Origin of the sequence: Ruminococcoides intestinihominis (assembly GCF_040096285.1) — a bacterium.
Lineage (GTDB): Bacteria > Bacillota > Clostridia > Oscillospirales > Acutalibacteraceae > Ruminococcoides > Ruminococcoides intestinihominis.
On record NZ_JBBMEY010000015.1, the window covers coordinates 1 to 20,771 of the forward strand.

Consider the following 20,771-nt stretch of genomic DNA (forward strand, 5'->3'; position numbering starts at 1 on the left):
TTAAAGAATGCAGATGAACCTAGAGTAGTTACCTTTGGCAATGATATTTTCTTTAAGCTTTTACAACTATAAAAAGTCCTTGCTCCTACAGTTTTTACATTAGGAGCTGAAATGCTCTTTAACCTTGTACAACCTTCAAATGTACCATAAACTCTGTCACAGGAACGCAAATCACTAACACACTCATAGTAAAAGTCATCTGGTTGTTCATTATAGAACCGTAAATCACTTGCTTTATACTTTGTCATTTTTAGTTGCTGAACCTTTGGCAAAGAAATCTTCTCTAACTTTTCACATTTTGCAAATACACCTGAACCTAGATAAGTCAGTTTAGAAAGGCTGTTATTTTTATTTATACTTTTTAAGTTTTTACAATTGTAAAATGAGTTATTACCAATGACTTCTACATTTGGAATATTAATTTTTTCTAATGATGAACAATTTTCAAAAGCCCCTTCGCAATGCAAGTCACCACTAGGAAGTATAATTCCACCATCATCACCTTTTTTTATCAATGCACTGCTTTTTACTGCCTTTATCTTCGGCAAAGAAATATTCTTTAGGCTTTTGCAATTATAAAACACAGATACACCCATATCTGTAATATTATTCAAATTATTATTCTTGTTAATTGTCTTTAGTTTTGGACAATCAAAAAATGTTCTGTCAGCAAGTTTTTTTACCTTTGGAATATAAATGCTTTCAAGATTTCTACAATGCACAAATGGTCCTACACTAAAACTCTTTTCTAATAACCACAAATATTCATCAGCTTCATCACTAACGGTAAATACACGAACCCTTGAATTATCAATTTTCACAAGATTTGGGAAAGAAATATGCTTAATATCTGAACAAGATAAAAAAGCTCCACCGTCAATTTGGCTAACATTCTGTCCACCAATGATTTTTTGCAAACTTAAACAATTCAAAAATGAGGCTTTGCCGATTCTTTTCAGACTTTTAGGTAAAGTAATTTTTTTTACGTTATAGGAATTAATAAACATATAGTCACCAATTGCAGTTATTCCTTCACCTATTACAATGTTTTCTGCATAAGTTGTTGGTGGAAAGTAATCCTCTTTCCAATCCCAATACAATGGATTACCTAAATTATAATTGTAAAGCTCTGAAAAACCTAACTTGCCAAAACATCCTTTACCTTGAACTGTTAATGTCTTTGAAGTTTTATCATAAGTAATTTGAAAATTCTTACCTAAGTCATAACCAACTGTTATGCCTGCACTATCAGTATCAGCTAATGCATTAAATGGGATAACAGTAACCAATAACATAAATACTAAAAATAAGCTAAATAATTTTTTCATAAAATCACCTTCTAAGTAGCAAAAACTATTTTATAAATACACTATCTTATATATAAAATTATAATTTATATTGTAATTTTTGTCAACACTGTATAATATATTACATTAACTTTTTTTATTTTTAAATCATGAATATTAAAATTACAAACAAAAAACCTCCCATTAAGGGAGGTTTAATAGATTAGTATTGAGTTTATATTGTAATACTAAAGTTACATTTCTCTGGTATCTTTTTGAATTTCGTTAGCACCTAAGTCTTCATCAGTTTGGAACTTATAGTCATTACCCGGGATGATAGCATTTAGGATAATACCAACTAGAGAACCTACTGCAAGACCTGATAGTTGAATTGTTACAGAACCGATTGTGAAAGAAATATTACCGGCAGTTGAGAAAGTAATACCTAAAGCTAATACAAGGATAATAGCCATAATAAGAACATTTCTCATATTTGTAAAGTCGATTTTGTTTTCAACAATGTTTCTAACACCAACTGAAGAAATCATACCATATAGAACTAGTGAAACACCACCAACTGTAGCTGATGGAATTGATGTAACAATAGCTGCAAACTTTGGTGAGAATGAGAAAAGGATTGCAAAGAATGCTGCAATTCTGATAACTCTTGAGTCAAATACCTTTGTAAGGTTAAGAACACCTGTGTTTTCACCATATGTTGTATTAGCAGGTGCACCGAATAGTGATGCTAGAAGTGTTGCTGCACCATCACCAAGAAGTGTTCTGTGTAAACCCGGATCAGCAATACAGTTCTTACCGATTGTTGATGAAATAGCAGAAATATCACCGATATGTTCAACCATTGTTGCAAGAGCAATAGGAACAATTGTGATAATTGATGTTGTAATTAAGCCCCAATCAGTGTCACCTGTAAAGACGCTAAATACTGTTTCGTCATATGTAAATGGTAGACCAATCCAATCAGCCTTTGCAACTGAAGTGAAGTCAACTAAACCTAAGCAAACTGCTACAACATATGAACCAAGAACACCACAGATAATAGGGATAATCTTAATCATACCTTTACCGAAGATGTTACAAATAATGATAATTGCAATTGCCACAATAGCAACTATCCAAGATAAACCGGCATTGTCACCTGAACTTTCGCAGTTGTTGATAGCTGATGGTGCAAGTGTTAAACCGATAGCAATGATAATCGGTCCTGTTACAATAGGTGGGAAAAACTTCATTACTCGGTGAGCACCGAATGCTTTAAATAATGCTGACAAAATAAAGTAAAGAACTGATGCACAAGCTACACCAAAACAAGCATATGGTAGTAGGTTTGCTTCACCCTTAGGTGCAATTGTTGCATACCCTGCAAGGAATGCAAATGAAGAACCTAGGAATGCCGGTACTTTACCCTTTGTTACTAGGTGAAACAGTAATGTTCCCAGACCTGCAAAAAGCAATGTTGATGATACAGAAAGACCTGTAATCAGTGGTACAACTACTGTTGCACCAAACATTGCAAACATATGTTGCAAACCAAGGACAACCATTTTGCCTTTACCCAATTTACGGGCATCGTAAATTGCTTCATTGTTAATTTGTTGTTTGTTCATACTCATACTCCCTAACATTTATTTAAAAGACTAAGCCTTTTATTACATAAATTAACCCCAATGCAATAAACGCTTTTTGCAATGGGGTAAAACTTTTATTTGCCGACAGTTCTCTTACATTCTTTTTCTTCACAAGGATTGTTGTCACTGTCAAGAAAAACAACAGTTGGTTTATGGAAATTGGCGTCTTTTTCTTCAATTAATCTATAAGCCATAATGATAACATGGTCACCAACTGCAACCAGTCTTGCTGCTGCACCGTTTACACAAATGATACGGCTACCTCTTTCACCGGCAATAACATATGTATCAAAGCGTTGACCATTTTCAACATCTACAACACTAACTTTTTCATATTCATAGATGCCTGACTTTTCCATTAAATCTTTATCAATAGTTATACTACCTACATAGTTAACATCAGCTTCTGTTACAACTGCTCTATGTAGTTTGCTTTTTAACATAGTAATCATCAAATCACCCTTAATTATTTCTCTATCTTATCTATTATACCACCTAGTTAACTAAAAATCAATGTTTGTAAAAAATTGTTATAAAAATCAGAAACCTGACTTTTTCATAACATTATCAAGGAAATCAATTTCTTCTTTATTGTCATACTTTTTGTATTCTGACAAATTCTCTTGATACTGTTTTAGGTTCTTTGAAGTTAAAATTTTGAAATCTCTATGTAGCCAATATAAAGGTAAAAGCAATTTTTTATTTTTTAAACTTGGATATTCCTCTACCATTCTTTTGTATGGTGGGAAAATTCTTGATTTAATATAATTTTCTTCTGTAGAATTATTATATTCTTCATTGTATTTTCTTCTTTCGTTTAAAATTCTATTTTCTTCTGTACCGAAAGTCATATTTGAAAGAATATAAACATCAACATCATCAAAATTTTTAATTCCTTTATTGAAATATAAATCAGCTTTTTCAAGTAGCATATTATAAAATTTTGTAAGGTTATTTTCTTTTAGCTTTTCATTTATAAAGTTAAAGTCAGCATTATTATTCTTTAGATATTTATTTAAGAAATAAACATCAATTATCATTCTAACGCCCATACCACCTAAGTCACGATAATGCTTAGCAAAATGTTCAACAATATAAATATAGTGGTATTCATCAGTAAATTTATAGGTGTGATTTGTATTATTAATCAGCTTTGCATTACTGAACAAATTTTCTGAAAATACTGAATTTCTAAAGTTACCGTTATCACAATGAATTTCAAACTGTACAAATGGGTCTTGCACTGCAACAATTAAATCATCAGTTGACTCAATTATTCTATAGTCTAGGCTGGAAAGCATAGTTCTAGCTTTTTCAATATCTTCACTTTTAATATGAACATCAACATCATTTGTTACCCTAAAATCAGGTTGAGGGTAGGTGTCTTTAATAAACTGACCTTTCACAAGAAGGTTGTCTATTCCCTGATTTTCAAATTCAGAAATTAACTTTTTTGTTGCTGAAAACTGAGATGCATCCTTCATCAGCATAAACTTTCTGCACCTAACAAACATATCCATAATTTCTTTAGGTACATTGATTTTGCTTTTTTCTAAGGCATAGGAAACCATATTTGCAACTCTGCTTTTTGCTGAGGTAAAGTACAAATCTCTAAAATCAATCTCATTATTATTCTCTAAAGGAATATTAGAAAACAGAGAACCCAGTACATTAAGGAGAAATTTATACTGAGTTTTTTCTTTTGGAGAAATTTCCTTTTTCACATTAATTTTCCTTTACAATAATTTTCTTATCTTCAATACAAACTTCTTTGTTGCAAATTGAAAGTGCAGCTTTTTTATGAGTGATAATCATACAAGTTTTGTTTTGCAGATTTACAAGATTTTGAAGTAATCTTTTTTCTGTTTCTTCATCAAGTGCAGAGGTGCATTCATCAAGTAAAAGAATCGGTGACTTAGTAAGGATTGCTCTGGCAATAGCAAGTCTCTGAACTTGTCCTTCTGAAAGTCCTATACCTCTCTCACCTAAAATTGTATCAAGTCCACTAGGCAAAGTATCTACAAAATCAGCACAAGCAATTTTTAGTGAAGTGTGGATTTCTTCATCAGTAGCATTTGGTGATACAATCAGCAAATTGTCCCTAATTGTACCGGAAAGCAGGAAGTTACCTTGTGGAACATAAGCAAACATTTTTCTTGAATTTTTATCAATATAAAGCTTTTTGTTATCCTTTAAATCAAGATAAATTTCACCACTTGAAACATTAAAAACTGACATTAGAAGTTTCATAAGTGTGCTTTTGCCTATACCGGTAATACCCATAATGGCAACAAAGTCGCCTTTGTTAATTTTTAGGCTTGTATTTGACAAAACTTCATCTCTGCCATAGCTAAAGGTAATATTGTCAAAGTTGATGGACTTTAGGTTATTATAAATGTTTTCCACATTAATTTCACTTTTGTTAAACTTTCTTTCCTGTGGAAGTGACTCAATTTCCATAATTCTTTCTGCTGATGCAGTAGCAGCAAAATAAGTAGGAAAAATTCCTGTAAGTCCTGAGATTGGACCTTGAATTTGAGAAACCAAAGCAATAATTTCTGTTAGCACACCATATGTAATATTGCCATGAACAATATTATAAGCACCCCAAATTAATCCAAAAGCATATCCAAGCATAAATACAAATGAAAATGCTGAGGAGCTGATAACAGAAAGTGTGTTTCTCTTTCTACGGATTACATAGTTATTTTGTTGCAAATTTTTTGCATCTTTTAGCACTTCATCTTCAATATCGAAAGACTTAACAAGAAGTAAACTTGCAATAATTTCTTGCAAAAAGCTTCTCACTTTGCCATCTGTTTCTTGACCTTTCTTGTGAAAGTTCTTCATCTTAGTTCTATACAAAGATGCCACAAAAAGAGCCAATGCACCACCAACTACAAACACCATTGTAAAAGGAATACTGATTTGCACCAAAACAATAAACACACCTGCAAGTTTTACAATCATATATGTTAGTTGAGGAATGATTGTAACAATTGCACCTGTTATTGTACCAATGTCGCTTGTAAGTCTGTTTAACAATTCACCTGAATGATAAGCTGAAACATCAGCAAATTCTTTTTCTAATATTTGTTGAAATAAGTCTGTTTTGTAGCTGATTTCCAACTTTGCACTAATTCTAAACACAAAAATCCTCTGTAACACACTAAAGAAAATATCTGCACAAACGATACCACCAAAAATCATACCGTAATGTGCAACACCACCTAAAGGGTCATTTGCATAACTTGGGTCATTACCGGTTGCAGCATTTACAAGGTACTTACTGGCTATAGCAACATATACACCGATTACTGCAAGAATACCGTAGATTACAACAAGCAAAATTATTGATGGTAGCTGAGATTTGCTTTTCTGCAATATCCATCTTAATGCAGTTTTATTCACTTTTTTCTTGTAAGTTGAACTGTTCATTTTCTTTTTATCTTTCTATAATATGGATATAGTTTTTCTTTAAAAGAATAATATTTCCATCTTAATTTCTTCTTTGCAACACATTTTCTGGAATAAATCTTATAATTAAGGTCAGTGATTTTATGAGTAACATTGTCCTTAGTAAAGGTTGTTACAACTGCAAAAATATCTTTCTTAGGCACATTCACTTCACAAACCATTCTGTTATCACCACAAATGTTATATGTACCGTCATTATTGACTTTTATGATTCTATGAAGTACATAGGAATTAGTTGGTTTATGGTAGAAAAATACCACATCATATTTTTTTAGTTTTGTTGGCTTAGTTAAGGTTACTGTATCGCAGTTATCCCTTAGCATTGGCAACATTGACACACCTTTGGGTGTGAAATTCACATTGCTACCACTATTGAGAATTTCCTTAAAAATCGGTACAAGTTCACTAATAGGCACTTGTTTATTCAAGTAAGTTACCGTCCTTTAGCTTTGTAATAAAGTTGTCTATATCCTTCTTTGCTATATCTTCAGTTACTTCATATTCATCAAGCATAGCCTTTAGCAGTTCTTCTTTTGTTGTATCATTTTCTAACTTTTCCCATAGGAAAGCACCGGTTTCGTTAAGATTCATCATACCGTTAAAGTCAACAGTTGCCTTGCCTACAGGAACAACTACATAACAATCTGCTACTTTTCGCAGTAAAAAATCTTCCTTAATTTTCATATTAATCTTCCTTTACTATAGTATCATGAGAAAGTATTGCTGAACTTTTATCCATATTGCACTTTAGCTTATAGAATTTGCAATTCTCTAAAATTGCATTAATCATATTTAAAGAATCGTTCATTTTATTTTTGCCAATTCTTCTCATAGTTTCTTTAAACAAATATCGCATTGCTTTTTGAGGTGATAATTCTTCAATAGAATTATTTTCACTTCTTTCCAAAAATACAATTGCACCTAAAACAGCACTGTCATTTTGGAATTTCATTGTTCCACCAGCAAATGGCGAGCCATATACTACCAGTTCATTATTCTCTAGACGAATTATAGGTTTATCATCATTTATAATTTGTACCTTATCCCCATAAACTTTATGCCACAATGCAGTATGGGTTGACTTACCTACACCACTATCAGCAGAAAAAAGATAGCACTTATCATTATATTTTATAGCTGATGAATGTACCATAATTGCATTGTACTTTAAGATTTTTTCAAAAAAATCAAAAGATAAATATACATATTCTGTTTCATAAATAGGGACTTCAGGATGAAGTGAAATGTATTTTTTGTAGTCATCAACAGTAAACTTATCCCCTACTTTTATCACATCTGAAGTAGGTGTTTCATCAGTTTCAAAAAACTTAATCATATCTTTTGTATAATCATAAAGAGGGTTAATCTCAACAAAAAAGTTAGCAAATTTACAAAGCATATTACCCTCCAAAACAATCTATCTAATAGCACAACTAATAACAAAAATGATGTTATATGTACTATTTAATTATAGTTGAAAAATGTGAATAAATCAAGGAATCGCAAAAAGTAACAAAAAAAGAGCTACCATAAAGGCAGCTCTAAAATATTCACTTAGAATTTATCAATCATATGCAATGCATACTTCTGAATAAGTGTTGCATCGGTAACATCAACTTTTCCATCACCATTTACATCAGCTCTCTTAAAGATTAGTGTACCCTCAGGAATTTCATATCCTGATTGTAAAGCAATGTATCTCAAAATATAAACTGAATCTCTAACATTGATATCACCATCATTATTAACATCACCAATTAAAAGTGGATTTTCTTCAAAAGTTATATTGTTGTCCTTAGCATATTTCTCGGCATATGAACCATAGTCACCTATAATTGTAAGATTTTCACCACAATTGCTGAAAGCATTATCGAAAATCGAAGTTACAGATGAAGGAACATTAACCTTAGTAAGTTTAGAACAATTACTAAAAGCACCATTTGCAATAGTTGTTACTGTATCATTAATTTTAATTGACTCTAGGCCTGAATTAAAGAAAGCCTCATCACCAATTTCTGTAATTGCAACACCGTTAGGCAAAGACTTTAGAGAAGTACAACCGTCAAAAGCTCTGGTACCGATTTTTTCAGTATAAAAGTTAACATTAACCTTAGTTAGGCTAGTACAGTTCTTAAACATATAATTAGGTAAAGTTTCAATTGCTGAGTTTACATAAGCCTCAGTTAATGAAGTACAATTGTTAAAAGTATATTCACCCATTGAAGTAACCGTAACCGGTAAAATAATTTTCTTTAGCTTAGTACAAGAAGAAAATGCACTGAAACCGATACTTTTAATCGTGTTTGGCAAGGAAACTGACTGAATTTCATCATGTTTATAAAACACTAAATCATCAATTTTAGTTACAGTATAACCATAAACAGTGTCAGGAACTTTAACAGAAGAACTGTTGCCATTATATTCAGACAAAGTTGCCTGATTTGTAGTACCATTAAGTTCAAAAGAAAAATTACCGTACACAACTTCAGCAGCACTAGCTGACATAGGAACAATACTTATTAAGAGAAGTACAACAAATGCTAAAGAAATTATCTTTTTAGATTTTTTCATTTTGTCCTCCTATTTAAATAGCAACACATAGCATAATGCTATGTGTTGCATAAATTTTACTGTAAACAGTTTACTTGTGTTGAATCACCAGTTACCTTACCATCTTTATCAAATATGTATTTAATGCAGTTGTCACTAACAATCCAATCAGTTGCACTTTCCTTAGAATAATTCATAGCACTAAATGTATAAATGACCTTTTGAACAGCAAGTGCTGATTGTTTAAAATCAGTAGTAAACTGAACTCTGTTCTTGTTAGTTAGTAAATCCTTACTAGCTGTGTAAGTTAAGCCCAAAGCCTTGTTATCGTTTGTGCCGTCAATCTTAATTGTGACACCGGAGAACTGAGCTTTACTACCATTTTCTTTAATCAAATTATAAACATTTTTACGAATATTACTTAGTGCAGTTTTGTTATCCTTATTAATATAATCTTGAATGTAGTTGTTAGGGTCTAGAATATAGATAACTGCAACATTTTTGATATTAGGGTCATCATCAGGACAATTATAAACATTCATAACAGTGTTTAGACGAACTCTATTGATACCGTTACTATCTGTATGGTAATCAGGATTATTCATAGAAACAGTTAAACCGGGTTCGGTATTATCCTTAGCCTCACCATAAATAGCATATAGGTGAATGTTGTTAGTTACACGATAACCATACTTGTAAGAGTTAGATGCAATAGACTTACCGGCCTTATCATATGACCAATACAAGAACTTAAGCTCTTTCTCACCATTCTGGATAGACATTGCTGTGCCGGAATAAGTACCTGTGTAACCTGTAACACCATATTCCTTTAAGTAAAGACCTTCTTCATCGATAGAATCAACACCATTAGCTACACCTAAACGAACGTTATAGAATACAGGCTTAATAGTATTAAGCTGTGTACCAACAAACTTGCTTGTACCATCAATCGGAGATAGTTCGTTTTTAGCTGTTGCATAATGGAATGTTGGACTATAAGGCTTTAGATTATTAAAGAACCAAACTGTAATTGAAGTAACCGTTTTATCTGCCATTTTAGCATCTTCTTCTGTTGCGTACTTTGTTTTACCATTGTAGTAAGAAACCCAATCTTCACCATCTCTTACTGCAGCACCGTCAGAACCTTGAAGTCTACCGTAGCAGTCAGTGTGATTTTTAAAGTTACCATTAGTATAAGCTTCACCATATGTTAGATACTTAGAATTTGTTTTATCATAATTTCTGTATGAAAACTCCTTCTTAATACCTGTTTCAGCATCAGACTGACTTGTGAAGTACTTATAAGAGTCAATAACATTGTCCGGGTTAATTCCACCAGCAGTAACAGCCTTAGTAATCATTCCAGCATAATCATATGTGCCATCTTGATTTTGATATTGTGCAAGTTCACCAACAGAGAATACGTAGTTCACTACAGTAGGTTTTGTGTTAATGTGAGCAACAGAACCTGTTGTCACTTCTCTATCATAATACTTAAATGAAATAGTGAATCCGGCTTCCTTATTAGTGTAAGTAAGTTGTACTGTCTTACCTGCATTATTAGCGTCATTTGCGATTGGCATATTACCTGTAACAGTTTCAGCCTCTGTATTGATTGTGCTATCTACAGAATCTTTACAAGGTATAAAATCAGTATCCTTGATTCCATTAGTTTGAGTTCCGGCTTTAGTAGAATTTAAAGTGGTGGCAACAAATTCACCGGTTACATTATCAAACTGATAACCTGTTCTTTGCTTTTCAGTTACTTCATAGTGAGTTCCAACAGGGATACCGGTGATAACAGCATATTCATTAGCTGTAATGCTAACACCGGACTTACCATAAGTACGAGTACCTTCTAGCTTACCGGTAGAAGAATCATAAACTTTATATGTTAGGTTTTCATATTCATTTAGCATTATATCATCTTTGTCACCAAAGATATTTGACAATTTAACAGTAAAGGTGAAACGGTCACCACTCTTTGGATCAACCTTATTATCACTATTATCAGTAGTAACCTTCTTTATAATTTTAATATCACTTGTTGAAACAGTGTTAGTAAAGTTAACTGTCATAGCACTTGAATCAGAATGGTTTTCGGAATAATCTGCAAAGTAGAAACCATCAGTTCCGGCACTTGTATCATTACTGAAAACATTGGAATTTTTATTACCCTTTGCCTCAGTTATAATCTTTTGGCTCTTATCATCAGTGATTTTGTAAGAAGTTGAGTAGAAATTAGAAACATTTCTTCTAGTGACTTTTCCATTAGCATCACTTGCAACACTCATTGCTGTGTTTGAATTTCCGGCATTTACTTCATACAAAGTTTCGTTTTGAACTACCTTTACCATTGTATTACTAGGAATTTTCGAATTAAACTTAGCAGACTGATTAAACAGTAAGTTGAAACCACCATTAGCATCAGTTTGACCGGAAACTGCTGTTGAATTGTTTTCATCAGTAGAATTTTCCAATTTTGCAAAATCATCTGGTAAACTAAAGTTAATAGAAGGTAATCCTGTATAAGCATCTTTCAAATGCGTAGACCAATAAGATTCACATCCTTTACCACTATCATTCTTAACAGCCAAATAGTAGGTTGTACCGTTAACTACTCTACGGATAATGTTGTCAGTAGTTACAATAGGATATAGTGGATTAGAACTACCAAATGTAAAGTTAGCGTTGGTTATGTTATCGGATGTGGTCTTGTTTGGAAGAGTGCCATACTTATTTGTTAGTGTAGTAAAATCAGCAGCACTGGCATATTTATTTTCAATCATATAGCTAAAGTAATCTTTGTTTGCAACACCCATAGTGGCATCCTTTAGGCCAGGGTTAACTGAATCAAAGTTTACATCGTTACGAACAAGTAGACCTGTGTTCTGAGGTAAGTTAAAGCTGATTGAACAGTTAGAATCAAAGCTACCTCTTTCCATATAGAACATCTGAAGAGTATGTTTCTTGGAAGAGTTTTTGTTGTTAAATTCTGCACCGTTAGCCTTGAATATTTTTGCTAGGTCAACGGTTGTAACATATTTTTCGTCAGTAGCATATTTATCGTCTGTCTTAGGGTCAGCAGTACGGCTATTAATGTTATCTGATGAATCAACTGCTGCCTTATAAATAACCTTCATATCAGAGAAGTTGATTGAACCGGATGAAACCTTATGAGCACCACCAAGGTCAAGAACCAATACACCATCAACATATACCCAAACGTCATCGTCACCGGAGAAGTTAAATGTAATGTCTTTCTGTGTACCATCAGCAGCAGTTAATTTACCTGTTTCTGACATATAGAAGTCAATATCAAATTCGGTACCAAAACCATATTTATTAGCATTCTTAGTACTATCAGAATTATCAAATGGGAAGAAACCAACACCCTTATCATTACCAACAGTAGCGTTTGAATATGTATCTACCTTGAAATCGCCATCAATTACTCTGTTCTTATCAGTAAATGAATCATAGGAGTAGGTTGTGATACCATTAAATGTTGATTCGTTAAATGGAAAGTTCAAGCCTTCATTAACACTTGATGCAACATAGGTATTATTCTTTAATTTATCATAATCAAACAATGGCATATTGCCTGAACCGTCAGCAGTCAACAGATAACCACAACCATTTTCATTTTTGCTTGTAGAAGAAAGTGTATTTCCTGCCAAACCTTGAACTGAAGCATAATAAGCATGATTATCATCATGACGCATAGCCAAGTTATCCTGAATTCTAAAGTTTTGGTTTCCTGCAACTTCTGTTGTTGTAGGCTTAACATAACCAAAGAATAGAGGGTTAGCATAAGCAGTATCATACAAAGCATTTAAATAAGTGTTAAATGTGTTTGTAACATTACCACCTGCATCATATTGTGTATTATAATTAACTGCATTTGCTTTAAAGTTCTTTGTAGGAACATCATTGTTCTCACTTGGTGTTTTTGTCCAGAATGAACTATCAAGAACAACACCACGAGAATAGCAAGAAGAACCCTTTTTGTATAACAAATAAATTCTGTTAGGGTTTAGACCGATTGAAGCGTCACCGGCTTTATTCGGTACAAATGTACTAAGTGTATCAATTTCAGTTGTACCACTACTTACAAATTTAAATGATGTTGCCCATACAGGTAGAGATACCTTGTAAACATTAAATGTCTTTGAATCTGTAACACCGGAACTATACAAGTCCTTCATATTTACGGTAATTGTATTAGAACCGGAATCTTTACCATCTTTATCAACTTTAGTTGTAACATCAGCATAACCTTTTTTGTCTGCAACAGAGTTATTCCAATAGTAAATTCTTAGACCTAGACCATCACCAGTAGTTGGTTTTGAAATATCGGTATCATCTGTAGGTTCAGCAAAGTAATAATCCACTTTATTACTATTATCAAAAGTATTTGTCGTACCCATATCAAAAGTAGCTACTGCATAAATATTGTCATCAACAATGTAAATAGTTGGTGATGAAGCACCTTCATTACAATTAATTGTATAAGTTGGAATACCTGCAACATCATCAGTATCAATTGTACTACTTGTGATAGTTGCATATTTATTTTTGCTTTCAGAAACAGTTAAGTTACAAACTGTATCATCAGAAATTGTTTTATCTGAAAATACTGCGATAGTAACAGATTGAACACCATCAGCAGGTTTGAATGAATCTGCAGTTAGCGGATAAAGTGTACCCAGTGTGCCATCGTTATTAACTTTAGCAATATAAAGAATTTTTTCACGATAGTCAACTTGAATAGTTTCACTAGATACATCTGTATAAGTTAGACTAACAGTAGGGTAATCAGGATCAATATATGTTGCATTTGTAGAAACAACTACCTTATAAGAAACCACACCTTTTGTATTGCTTGTTGTTTCGCAAGAAGCAGTAAGCTCTGTTGTAACTTTTTTTCCTACTTCTTTACCCTCTCCATCATAGAAAGTATAAGTGTATGTCGCACCCTTTTCAACATTATTATTATTGATTTGTGCTTTTAGGGTAACTTTATTGCCAATCTTTACGGCAGTTGCACTTGAAGAAAGAGCAACACTTTCAGCTAGAGGCTTAGATAGAGAGTCAATTTTGAACTTACCTTGACCATTAGTATCAATGTCACCATATGTTACTTTATAAGAACCGGCAGATAGCTTATATTGAATATTCATAATATCATATCTACGATTCATCAGATATGGTTTACCAAGTTCACAATTCTCCATACCATCACTATACTGTAAAGTAGAGTCTGTACTTGTAGAATCTTTGATGTAGAAGTAATGAGTACCTTCTTTAACAGTTATAATGCGCTGATAAGTACCATCTTTAGCCTTAGTGAAGTTACCTAACAATGTACCTTCTTTATTTCTACCTTCTGAAATATATAGCTGATAATTTGAAATTGTATCATCCTTAGTAACTTTAAACTTAGGAACACCGTTAGAATCAATATCAACAATTTCAATAATAAAAGTACCTGTATCATCAATTCTATATGTACTACCATCGCCTTTAGTAGTTGTATATTCTGTACCCATTGTAACTACTTCGTTGCTTGTATTTTTAGAACCGTACTGAGTTTTAGCAACAGTGTTATAGAATTTGAACTGTTTACGACTTGATGTTAAGGTAATGACAGCTTTACCATCTGAAGTAAATGCTAAACCTGAACCACCTGCCCATGAACCACCATCAAAATCACCTAATAACTGATACATAGAACAATCTAATGGATTTCCCTCAAATTCGGCTACAAATGTTTCATCTGAGGAAATATTATCAACCACATATTTGTTGTTAGATACACCGACTTTTACATCTGTAGTTTCACCTGATATACCTGTAGTTCTCTTAAGTGATTTTAATTGATAACCGGGATTTGGATTAATATTAATTGTAACTTTATCACCGGCTAGGTATTTGTCTTTTTCAACATTGATTGTACCGTTACCACCGGGTGCTGATGCTGAAACAGTATATTGTTTCTTATACTTAGCATATACATCTGCGTCAGCTGATGGAGAGAATGTTGTTGATGCCTTAGATGCATCAGTAAAACTACCATTTTTAGATTCCCAACCAGCAAAAACATATGTTGAACTACCGTTTGTGATAGTATTCTTTGCAACAACCGTACCGGAAGAAGTATTTGATGTTACTTCACCATTAACAGATACAATATCCTTATTGGAATCTTTATCTTCATATGTAACGCCATTCTCAGTAATTTTATATTTTGCAGTAACGTTGTAAGGTTGATTTACATTTACTTCAACTGTAGCTGTAACACTAGTATAACCATCAGCAGAAACAGTTACCTTATAGTAATGTTTACCATTTGTTAAATCAGTGAAAGTAGCAGTATCAGTTGAAAGTTCCTGTGGAGTACCAACTGTTGTGCCATCTTCCTTAACTTCTGTGAAAGTATATTTTACATTACTTGCTGCTCCACTATTCAACTCAGTAACATTAGCAGTTAAAGTTGTTGAACCACCAACAACTACATTTTCCGGATTAGCAGTAAGATTAACTGATTTTGCTACAGGTGTAGATTCCAATTCATATTTTAGTGTACCTTGTCCATTACCCGGTGTCCAAGTGAATTTATATTTACCACTTGTTTCAGGTGTGAATACAATTTCATCACTAAAATTATTAGTACCATAATCATAAAGAGTAACAGACTTATTAGAATCATCAAATGCTTTTTCGCTACTAAAATATGAGTTTTTTACATCATTATTCTTTACAACATATAAATAGTAAGTTTTTCCAGCATCCAAATCAAGTGATAATACATTACTAGAAAATTCACCTAAACTTGTAGATGTTTTAAAAGATTTCCCACCATTGTCATTATATAGGAAATAACCGTCACCACCAGTTACTGTAACATTGATTGGGTCACTGGCTACTTCTGTATAACCATCCTTAGTAACTTTTACTGTAAAAGTATAATCACCGGCTGAAAGACCACTAACAGTAGTAGTTGCAGTACTTTCGGATGCAGTCTGTGCATCACCGACTTGTGTGTTACCTTTATAGAATATATAAGTAACATCACCTGAAACCTTACCTGTAGCAGTTGCAGATAGTATTAAATCTTTACCTTGAGCAATCTTGCCATCAGTTGCATTTGAAGTTAGTGAAACTGAAGTTGCTACTGGGTCTTTAGATGCTGAATATGTTGACCAAGTACCGCCACCTTTATCCCATGTACCTTCAGTAACAGCATAGCAGTTTTTACCGTCTTCTCTAATCAAGTCAGCAGTTTGGTTCCAAATGTAAGAAGAAGGCCAACCAGTACCTGATGGTTCAGATGTATTCGCATTTAATCTCAAGAAGATAACATTAGCATATGGTCCACCAGAAGGAACACTGGCAGAATAATAACCATCATTGTCATCATCATTCATAACAACCCATTGAGCAGTTTGTCCATCATTCCAAACATAAAGACCAAACTTAGCGTCCTTCTGTAACCAGTTTTCACTAGGTTTAAGATAAATAGTTTCACCGGAATTTAAACTAGCACCGGTCTTGTTCACATTAGTTGTAGCAGCAAGAACTGAAAAAGAAGAAACTACCATCATAAGGGCAAGAATCAACGCCCAAGTGCTAGAACTGATGCGTTTAATTTTTTCTTTCATTTTTTATACCTCCATTACAAATAATTGCATAAGAAGTTGTGAATATTTGCTCATTTATTACGATTCTACTGTCTGACCATCAATAGTTTGCAACCGAAAAAAGGGTGCAAAAACCCACAATTATTTATTATCATAATAACATTTTTATACAGTAAAATCAACTGTTTTCGCAAAATATCTTTGATTTGTATATGTTTACTAAGCTTAATTATTTTATAGAATTATAATAACTAACATAGAAATATTTTTGTACATATTGCACAAAGAGTGGTAAATATAAAAAAACAGACCTCATAAGAGGTCTGCAAAAATACTGATAAACTATACCACTGTCAACCCAAATTATCGAAGGAACCGTAGGCATCTTTCATTGTTCTTTCATCTGAACTTGACAAGCCGGTACCTCCACCAATGGCATAAAACTCCGTACTTCTTTTATTATGGTTTGATCCATAGAGGTTTGCGCATACAAGTGAATCAAGTTCAAAATCATCATATTCTATTGTTGGAGTTTCATAAACTTTTTTCATACTTATCCTCCTCTACGCCTACCGAAAATAACTAAGGTTATTATAACATATTTAGATACAAAAATCAATATATTGGACGATAATTCTGTAGATACACAACTAAAAACAATTGTTGCACTTTATAAATATATCACTAAACACTGAAATATTCAAGGTTTTATCAGCAAATTAATAAAATTTGTGCAATTCATTAAAATAATTAACTTAGTTATTAGTTACCTTGTATAACATTTTACATATATAATATCTGTTTGTTACAATGTTGTAAATCAATTTTCTTCAAGAAGTGGCAAATACTCCTTATATTTTGACATTGAAGGTGTTAGGTGTTCTGAGTCTTTCACCTTTTTATTGACTGCTTGAGTGGTTTTGTTAACCGGTGCAATTGTACCGGCACCTGCAACACAACCACCGGGACATCCCATACCCTCTAGTAGGTAACCGTCATACTTACCGGCTTTGGCAATTTGGAGCATTTTGCGACATTCAGGCAGTCCCTCTGCCCTAGCAGTTAAGACCTCCCGATTAGGGTCAATCTCTTTAATAATATTTTCAACTGCTTTTGCTACACCACCACTTACTGCAAAGCCGTTGCCATCTCCACTGCCTTCTTTAAATGGTTCGCCGTCTTCACATTTAGAAATATCAATTCCTTTTGCATCAAGAATTGCACTAAATTCTTCAAATGTAAGTACAAAATCAACATCACTACGGATTGACTTTCTTCTAGCTTCTAGCTTTTTAGCAGCACAAGGACCAACAAAAACAACCTTACAATCAGGGTATTTTTTCTTAATTAATCTACCGGTTAGCACCATTGGAGTTAGTGCCATTGAAATATATGGTGCAAAATCAGGGAATAACTTTTTCGCCATAACTGACCACGCAGGACAACATGATGTTGCCATAAATGGTTGCTTATCGGGTACTTCTTTAATAAAGTCATTAGCCTCTTCAATTGTACAAAGGTCAGCACCAATTGCAACTTCTACTACATCAGTAAAGCCCAATGCTTTGAATGCATTACGGATTTGACCTTGTGTTACATTGCCAAACTGACCTGAAAAAGCCGGTGCAATCGCAGCATAAACAGGTGTATCACTCTTTAATGCAGAGATAGTCTGGAAAATCTGACTTTTGTCAATAATTGCACCAAAGGGGCAATTAACAAGACACATACCACAAGATACACATTTATCATGGTCGATTTCTGCTCTACCATATTCATCGGACTTAATAGCTTTCATACCACAAACTTTGGCACAAGGTCTTTCGTGGCGAACTATTGCATGGTACTCACAAACATTAACACATCTACCACATTTTATGCATATATCTTCATCAATATGCGACTGACCATCTACAATGGAAACTGCTTTTTTAGGGCAAATCTCTACACAAGGGTGTTCAAGACAATTTTGACAAGCATTTGTAACGAATACTCTGTTCTCAGCACACTTATTACAAGCAAACTTAATAATATCAATTAGAGGAGGCTCATAATACTTATCATTAAAAAGTTCTTCCTCAATACCCTCTGTTATTGGTGAAAATTCGTTATAATCTCTTAGGGGAAAACCCATTGCTGCTCTTAGCCTTTCCCCTACTACTGCTCTTTCTACAAAAACACTATCTCTATAGTGGGCAATTTCACCTTTGATAATTTTGTAAGGTAGTCTCTGGAATTTGTCAGCATCCCAACCTTCAAAAGCAAGTTTTGCAATTTCGGTGAAAATCTGCTTTCTTATTCTTGACTTTGATGTTTTTACTCCTCGCATACAATACTCCTTTTCATATAAATACATTATATAAAATTTTGCATATAATTGTTTTATTTGTATAAACTCTTTTCATTGATATTATACAATGGTGAGCCTAGTTAGTCAAGAATAACAATAAAAAAAGCGACCCCATAATGAGGTCGCAAAATAATTTATAATCAGTCGCTTGTGTAAGGAAGAAGAGCGATCTGTCTTGCTCTCTTGATTGCTACTGTTAGTTCTCTCTGGTGAGCTGCACATGTGCCTGTAACTCTTCTAGGAAGAATCTTAGCTCTTTCAGACATATAACGACGAAGTCTTGCGATGTCTTTGTAGTCAATCTTTTCTACCTTATCTACGCAAAAGCCACAAACTTTTCTGCGTGACTTTCTGCCACGGTTTGGTCTATCTGCCATTGTAGTTAATCTCCTTTATAAAATTAGGTTTTAGTAAAATACTAATTAGAATGGTAAATCGTCATCAAGTGGCATTTCTTCAAAATCTGAAGAAGTACCGTTTGAATAAGATGCCGGTTGTTGCTGCTGAACAGGAGCTTGATTATAAGACTGCTGAGGAGCTTGGTTATAGTTACCGTAACCATTGTTATTGTTATAACCGTTGTTGTTACCATAACCGTTATTGTTTTGTTCTCTTCTTTCGCCTGTAAATGAAACATTATCAGCAACTACTTCTGTTACATAACGGTTTGTGCCATCTTTTGCTTGGTAAGTTCTTGACTGAAGCTGACCTTCGATGGCAATCATTGAGCCTTTGCCAAAATAACGACAAACAAACTCAGCCTGTTGACGCCAACATACAATATTAATAAAGTCTGTCTGGCGCTGTTCGCCTTGCTTTACATAGTTTCTATCTACTGCGATAGAAAATGATGTTACAGAAATACCACTTGCTGTTGTCTTTAATTCCAATTCCTGAGTAATTCTACCCATTAAAATAACTCTGTTTAACATAACATACATCCTTTCATGTTCAGCTATTCAGCCTACTTCTTGATTATTCGATTAGTCTTCCTTCTTAATGATCATTGAGCGTAGAACGCCATCAGTAATCTTGTAGATTCTGTCTAGTTCTGCTGGGAACTCTGCAGTTGATTCAAAGTTGATTAGAACATAGTAGCCTTCTGCTTCTTTGTTGATTATGTATGCAAGCTTACGCTTACCCCATTCATCAACTTCCTGCAGTGTGGCATGCTTTTCAACAAGATCCTTAAACTTAGCGATTGTGCTCTGGATACCTTCTTCACCTAATTTCATAGAAAGTACCATAACTGTTTCGTACTTAGCTGTAATTTCTGCCATTTATCTGCACCTCCTTCTGGACATATTGGCGTGTATTTCCTACACGCAAGGATTGTGTACTAATTCACACACTAGATTATTATAACAAAATATTTCAAATTGTCAATAGAAAATATGAGATATTTTTTGTTATTCTGTAATTTCTCTGCTTTCTACTATTTTATTGAAAAGAGTTTCTATTCTATCAGTTTCACCCTTTAAATATAAGAAACCGAATAGTGCCTCAAAACCTGTTGCACTGTGATAATCCCCTACTGTGCCATGCTTTGGTGTACATTTAGGAGAAGCGTTTCTCCCACGCTTATAAATAGAAATCTCTTCCTCTGTTAAAATAGGCATTAGCATCTTTGCAAACTCAGCTTGGCTTTTGCAGTTTACAAACTTAACTTTTATTTTATTTAATTCACCGACATGTAGGTCGTGGTGGTTAACAAGGTACTTTCTAACAAGTAAATCATAGACACCATCACCTACAAATGCTAATGTTAAGGGTGAAATCAGCTTTGGGTTATTATTTTCTAAGTTCATATGCTACC

At 33.4% G+C, this 20,771-nt stretch carries 16 protein-coding genes; all 16 read right to left on the reverse strand.

What is annotated here, in order from left to right:
* Positions 1–1,328: leucine-rich repeat domain-containing protein (locus WMO18_RS05360; RefSeq protein ID WP_367286408.1), on the reverse strand; the 1,328-nt coding region annotated here is incomplete at its 3' end.
* Between the two features lie 212 nt (positions 1,329–1,540).
* Entirely contained in the window at positions 1,541–2,914 is a 1,374-nt protein-coding gene (locus WMO18_RS05365) for a uracil-xanthine permease family protein (protein WP_211148508.1), read from the reverse strand.
* Positions 2,915–3,009: 95 nt separating this feature from the next.
* Positions 3,010–3,390 carry an aspartate 1-decarboxylase gene (panD, locus tag WMO18_RS05370; protein ID WP_211148507.1) on the reverse strand — a complete coding sequence of 127 codons (381 nt, stop codon included), beginning with the start codon at positions 3,388–3,390 and terminating at the stop codon, positions 3,010–3,012.
* 84 nt (positions 3,391–3,474) lie between these two features.
* Positions 3,475–4,659, reverse strand: coding sequence for a nucleotidyltransferase family protein (locus WMO18_RS05375; RefSeq protein WP_367286409.1), 1,185 nt, complete (start codon positions 4,657–4,659; stop codon positions 3,475–3,477).
* 1 nt (position 4,660) lies between these two features.
* The gene (locus WMO18_RS05380) at positions 4,661–6,373 is read right to left on the reverse strand and encodes an ABC transporter ATP-binding protein (protein WP_211147652.1); all 1,713 of its coding nucleotides are present in this window, start codon (positions 6,371–6,373) and stop codon (positions 4,661–4,663) included.
* Positions 6,370–6,840 (reverse strand): S24/S26 family peptidase, encoded by a 471-nt coding sequence (locus WMO18_RS05385; RefSeq protein ID WP_211147651.1) that lies wholly within the window; start codon positions 6,838–6,840, stop codon positions 6,370–6,372. Before WMO18_RS05385 ends, WMO18_RS05380 begins: the two co-directional genes overlap by 4 nt.
* Positions 6,833–7,096 carry a PqqD family protein gene (locus WMO18_RS05390; protein WP_022506073.1) on the reverse strand — a complete coding sequence of 88 codons (264 nt, stop codon included), beginning with the start codon at positions 7,094–7,096 and terminating at the stop codon, positions 6,833–6,835. Before WMO18_RS05390 ends, WMO18_RS05385 begins: the two co-directional genes overlap by 8 nt.
* 1 nt (position 7,097) lies before the next feature.
* Positions 7,098–7,811 carry a hypothetical protein gene (locus tag WMO18_RS05395; protein WP_022506074.1) on the reverse strand — a complete coding sequence of 238 codons (714 nt, stop codon included), beginning with the start codon at positions 7,809–7,811 and terminating at the stop codon, positions 7,098–7,100.
* 155 nt (positions 7,812–7,966) lie between these two features.
* Entirely contained in the window at positions 7,967–8,983 is a 1,017-nt protein-coding gene (locus tag WMO18_RS05400; protein ID WP_211147650.1) for a leucine-rich repeat protein, read from the reverse strand.
* Between the two features lie 56 nt (positions 8,984–9,039).
* The gene (locus WMO18_RS05405) at positions 9,040–16,626 is read right to left on the reverse strand and encodes a DUF7601 domain-containing protein (protein ID WP_211147649.1); all 7,587 of its coding nucleotides are present in this window, start codon (positions 16,624–16,626) and stop codon (positions 9,040–9,042) included.
* Between the two features lie 332 nt (positions 16,627–16,958).
* Positions 16,959–17,156, reverse strand: a complete 198-nt coding sequence (locus tag WMO18_RS05410) for a hypothetical protein (RefSeq protein WP_211147648.1) — start codon at positions 17,154–17,156, stop codon at positions 16,959–16,961.
* 269 nt (positions 17,157–17,425) lie between these two features.
* Complete coding sequence (locus tag WMO18_RS05415) at positions 17,426–18,934, reverse strand: 4Fe-4S dicluster domain-containing protein (protein ID WP_211147647.1); 1,509 nt, start codon at positions 18,932–18,934, stop codon at positions 17,426–17,428.
* A gap of 161 nt (positions 18,935–19,095) precedes the next feature.
* A complete protein-coding gene (rpsR, locus tag WMO18_RS05420) occupies positions 19,096–19,332 on the reverse strand; it encodes a 30S ribosomal protein S18 (RefSeq protein ID WP_022505004.1) in 237 nt (78 codons plus the stop codon).
* 45 nt (positions 19,333–19,377) lie between these two features.
* Entirely contained in the window at positions 19,378–19,887 is a 510-nt protein-coding gene (locus WMO18_RS05425; protein ID WP_022505003.1) for a single-stranded DNA-binding protein, read from the reverse strand.
* Between the two features lie 51 nt (positions 19,888–19,938).
* Positions 19,939–20,235: a 30S ribosomal protein S6 gene (gene rpsF, locus WMO18_RS05430; RefSeq protein WP_211147646.1), complete on the reverse strand. Its 297-nt coding sequence runs from the start codon at positions 20,233–20,235 to the stop codon at positions 19,939–19,941.
* 129 nt (positions 20,236–20,364) lie between these two features.
* Complete coding sequence (locus tag WMO18_RS05435) at positions 20,365–20,763, reverse strand: Mini-ribonuclease 3 (protein WP_211147645.1); 399 nt, start codon at positions 20,761–20,763, stop codon at positions 20,365–20,367.
* Positions 20,764–20,771: the final 8 nt, after the last annotated feature.

Bases quoted from the DNA above. Each gene is read 5' to 3' on its own strand.
- WMO18_RS05365 (WP_211148508.1), bottom strand. From the start codon at position 2,914: ATGAACAAACAACAAATTAACAATGAAGCAATTTACGATGCCCGTAAA.
- WMO18_RS05380 (WP_211147652.1), bottom strand. From the start codon at position 6,373: ATGAACAGTTCAACTTACAAGAAAAAAGTGAATAAAACTGCATTAAGA.
- WMO18_RS05390 (WP_022506073.1), bottom strand. From the start codon at position 7,096: ATGAAAATTAAGGAAGATTTTTTACTGCGAAAAGTAGCAGATTGTTAT.
- WMO18_RS05395 (WP_022506074.1), bottom strand. From the start codon at position 7,811: ATGCTTTGTAAATTTGCTAACTTTTTTGTTGAGATTAACCCTCTTTAT.
- WMO18_RS05400 (WP_211147650.1), bottom strand. From the start codon at position 8,983: ATGAAAAAATCTAAAAAGATAATTTCTTTAGCATTTGTTGTACTTCTC.
- WMO18_RS05405 (WP_211147649.1), bottom strand. From the start codon at position 16,626: ATGAAAGAAAAAATTAAACGCATCAGTTCTAGCACTTGGGCGTTGATT.
- WMO18_RS05410 (WP_211147648.1), bottom strand. From the start codon at position 17,156: ATGAAAAAAGTTTATGAAACTCCAACAATAGAATATGATGATTTTGAA.
- WMO18_RS05415 (WP_211147647.1), bottom strand. From the start codon at position 18,934: ATGCGAGGAGTAAAAACATCAAAGTCAAGAATAAGAAAGCAGATTTTC.
- rpsR (WP_022505004.1), bottom strand. From the start codon at position 19,332: ATGGCAGATAGACCAAACCGTGGCAGAAAGTCACGCAGAAAAGTTTGT.
- WMO18_RS05425 (WP_022505003.1), bottom strand. From the start codon at position 19,887: ATGTTAAACAGAGTTATTTTAATGGGTAGAATTACTCAGGAATTGGAA.
- rpsF (WP_211147646.1), bottom strand. From the start codon at position 20,235: ATGGCAGAAATTACAGCTAAGTACGAAACAGTTATGGTACTTTCTATG.
- WMO18_RS05435 (WP_211147645.1), bottom strand. From the start codon at position 20,763: ATGAACTTAGAAAATAATAACCCAAAGCTGATTTCACCCTTAACATTA.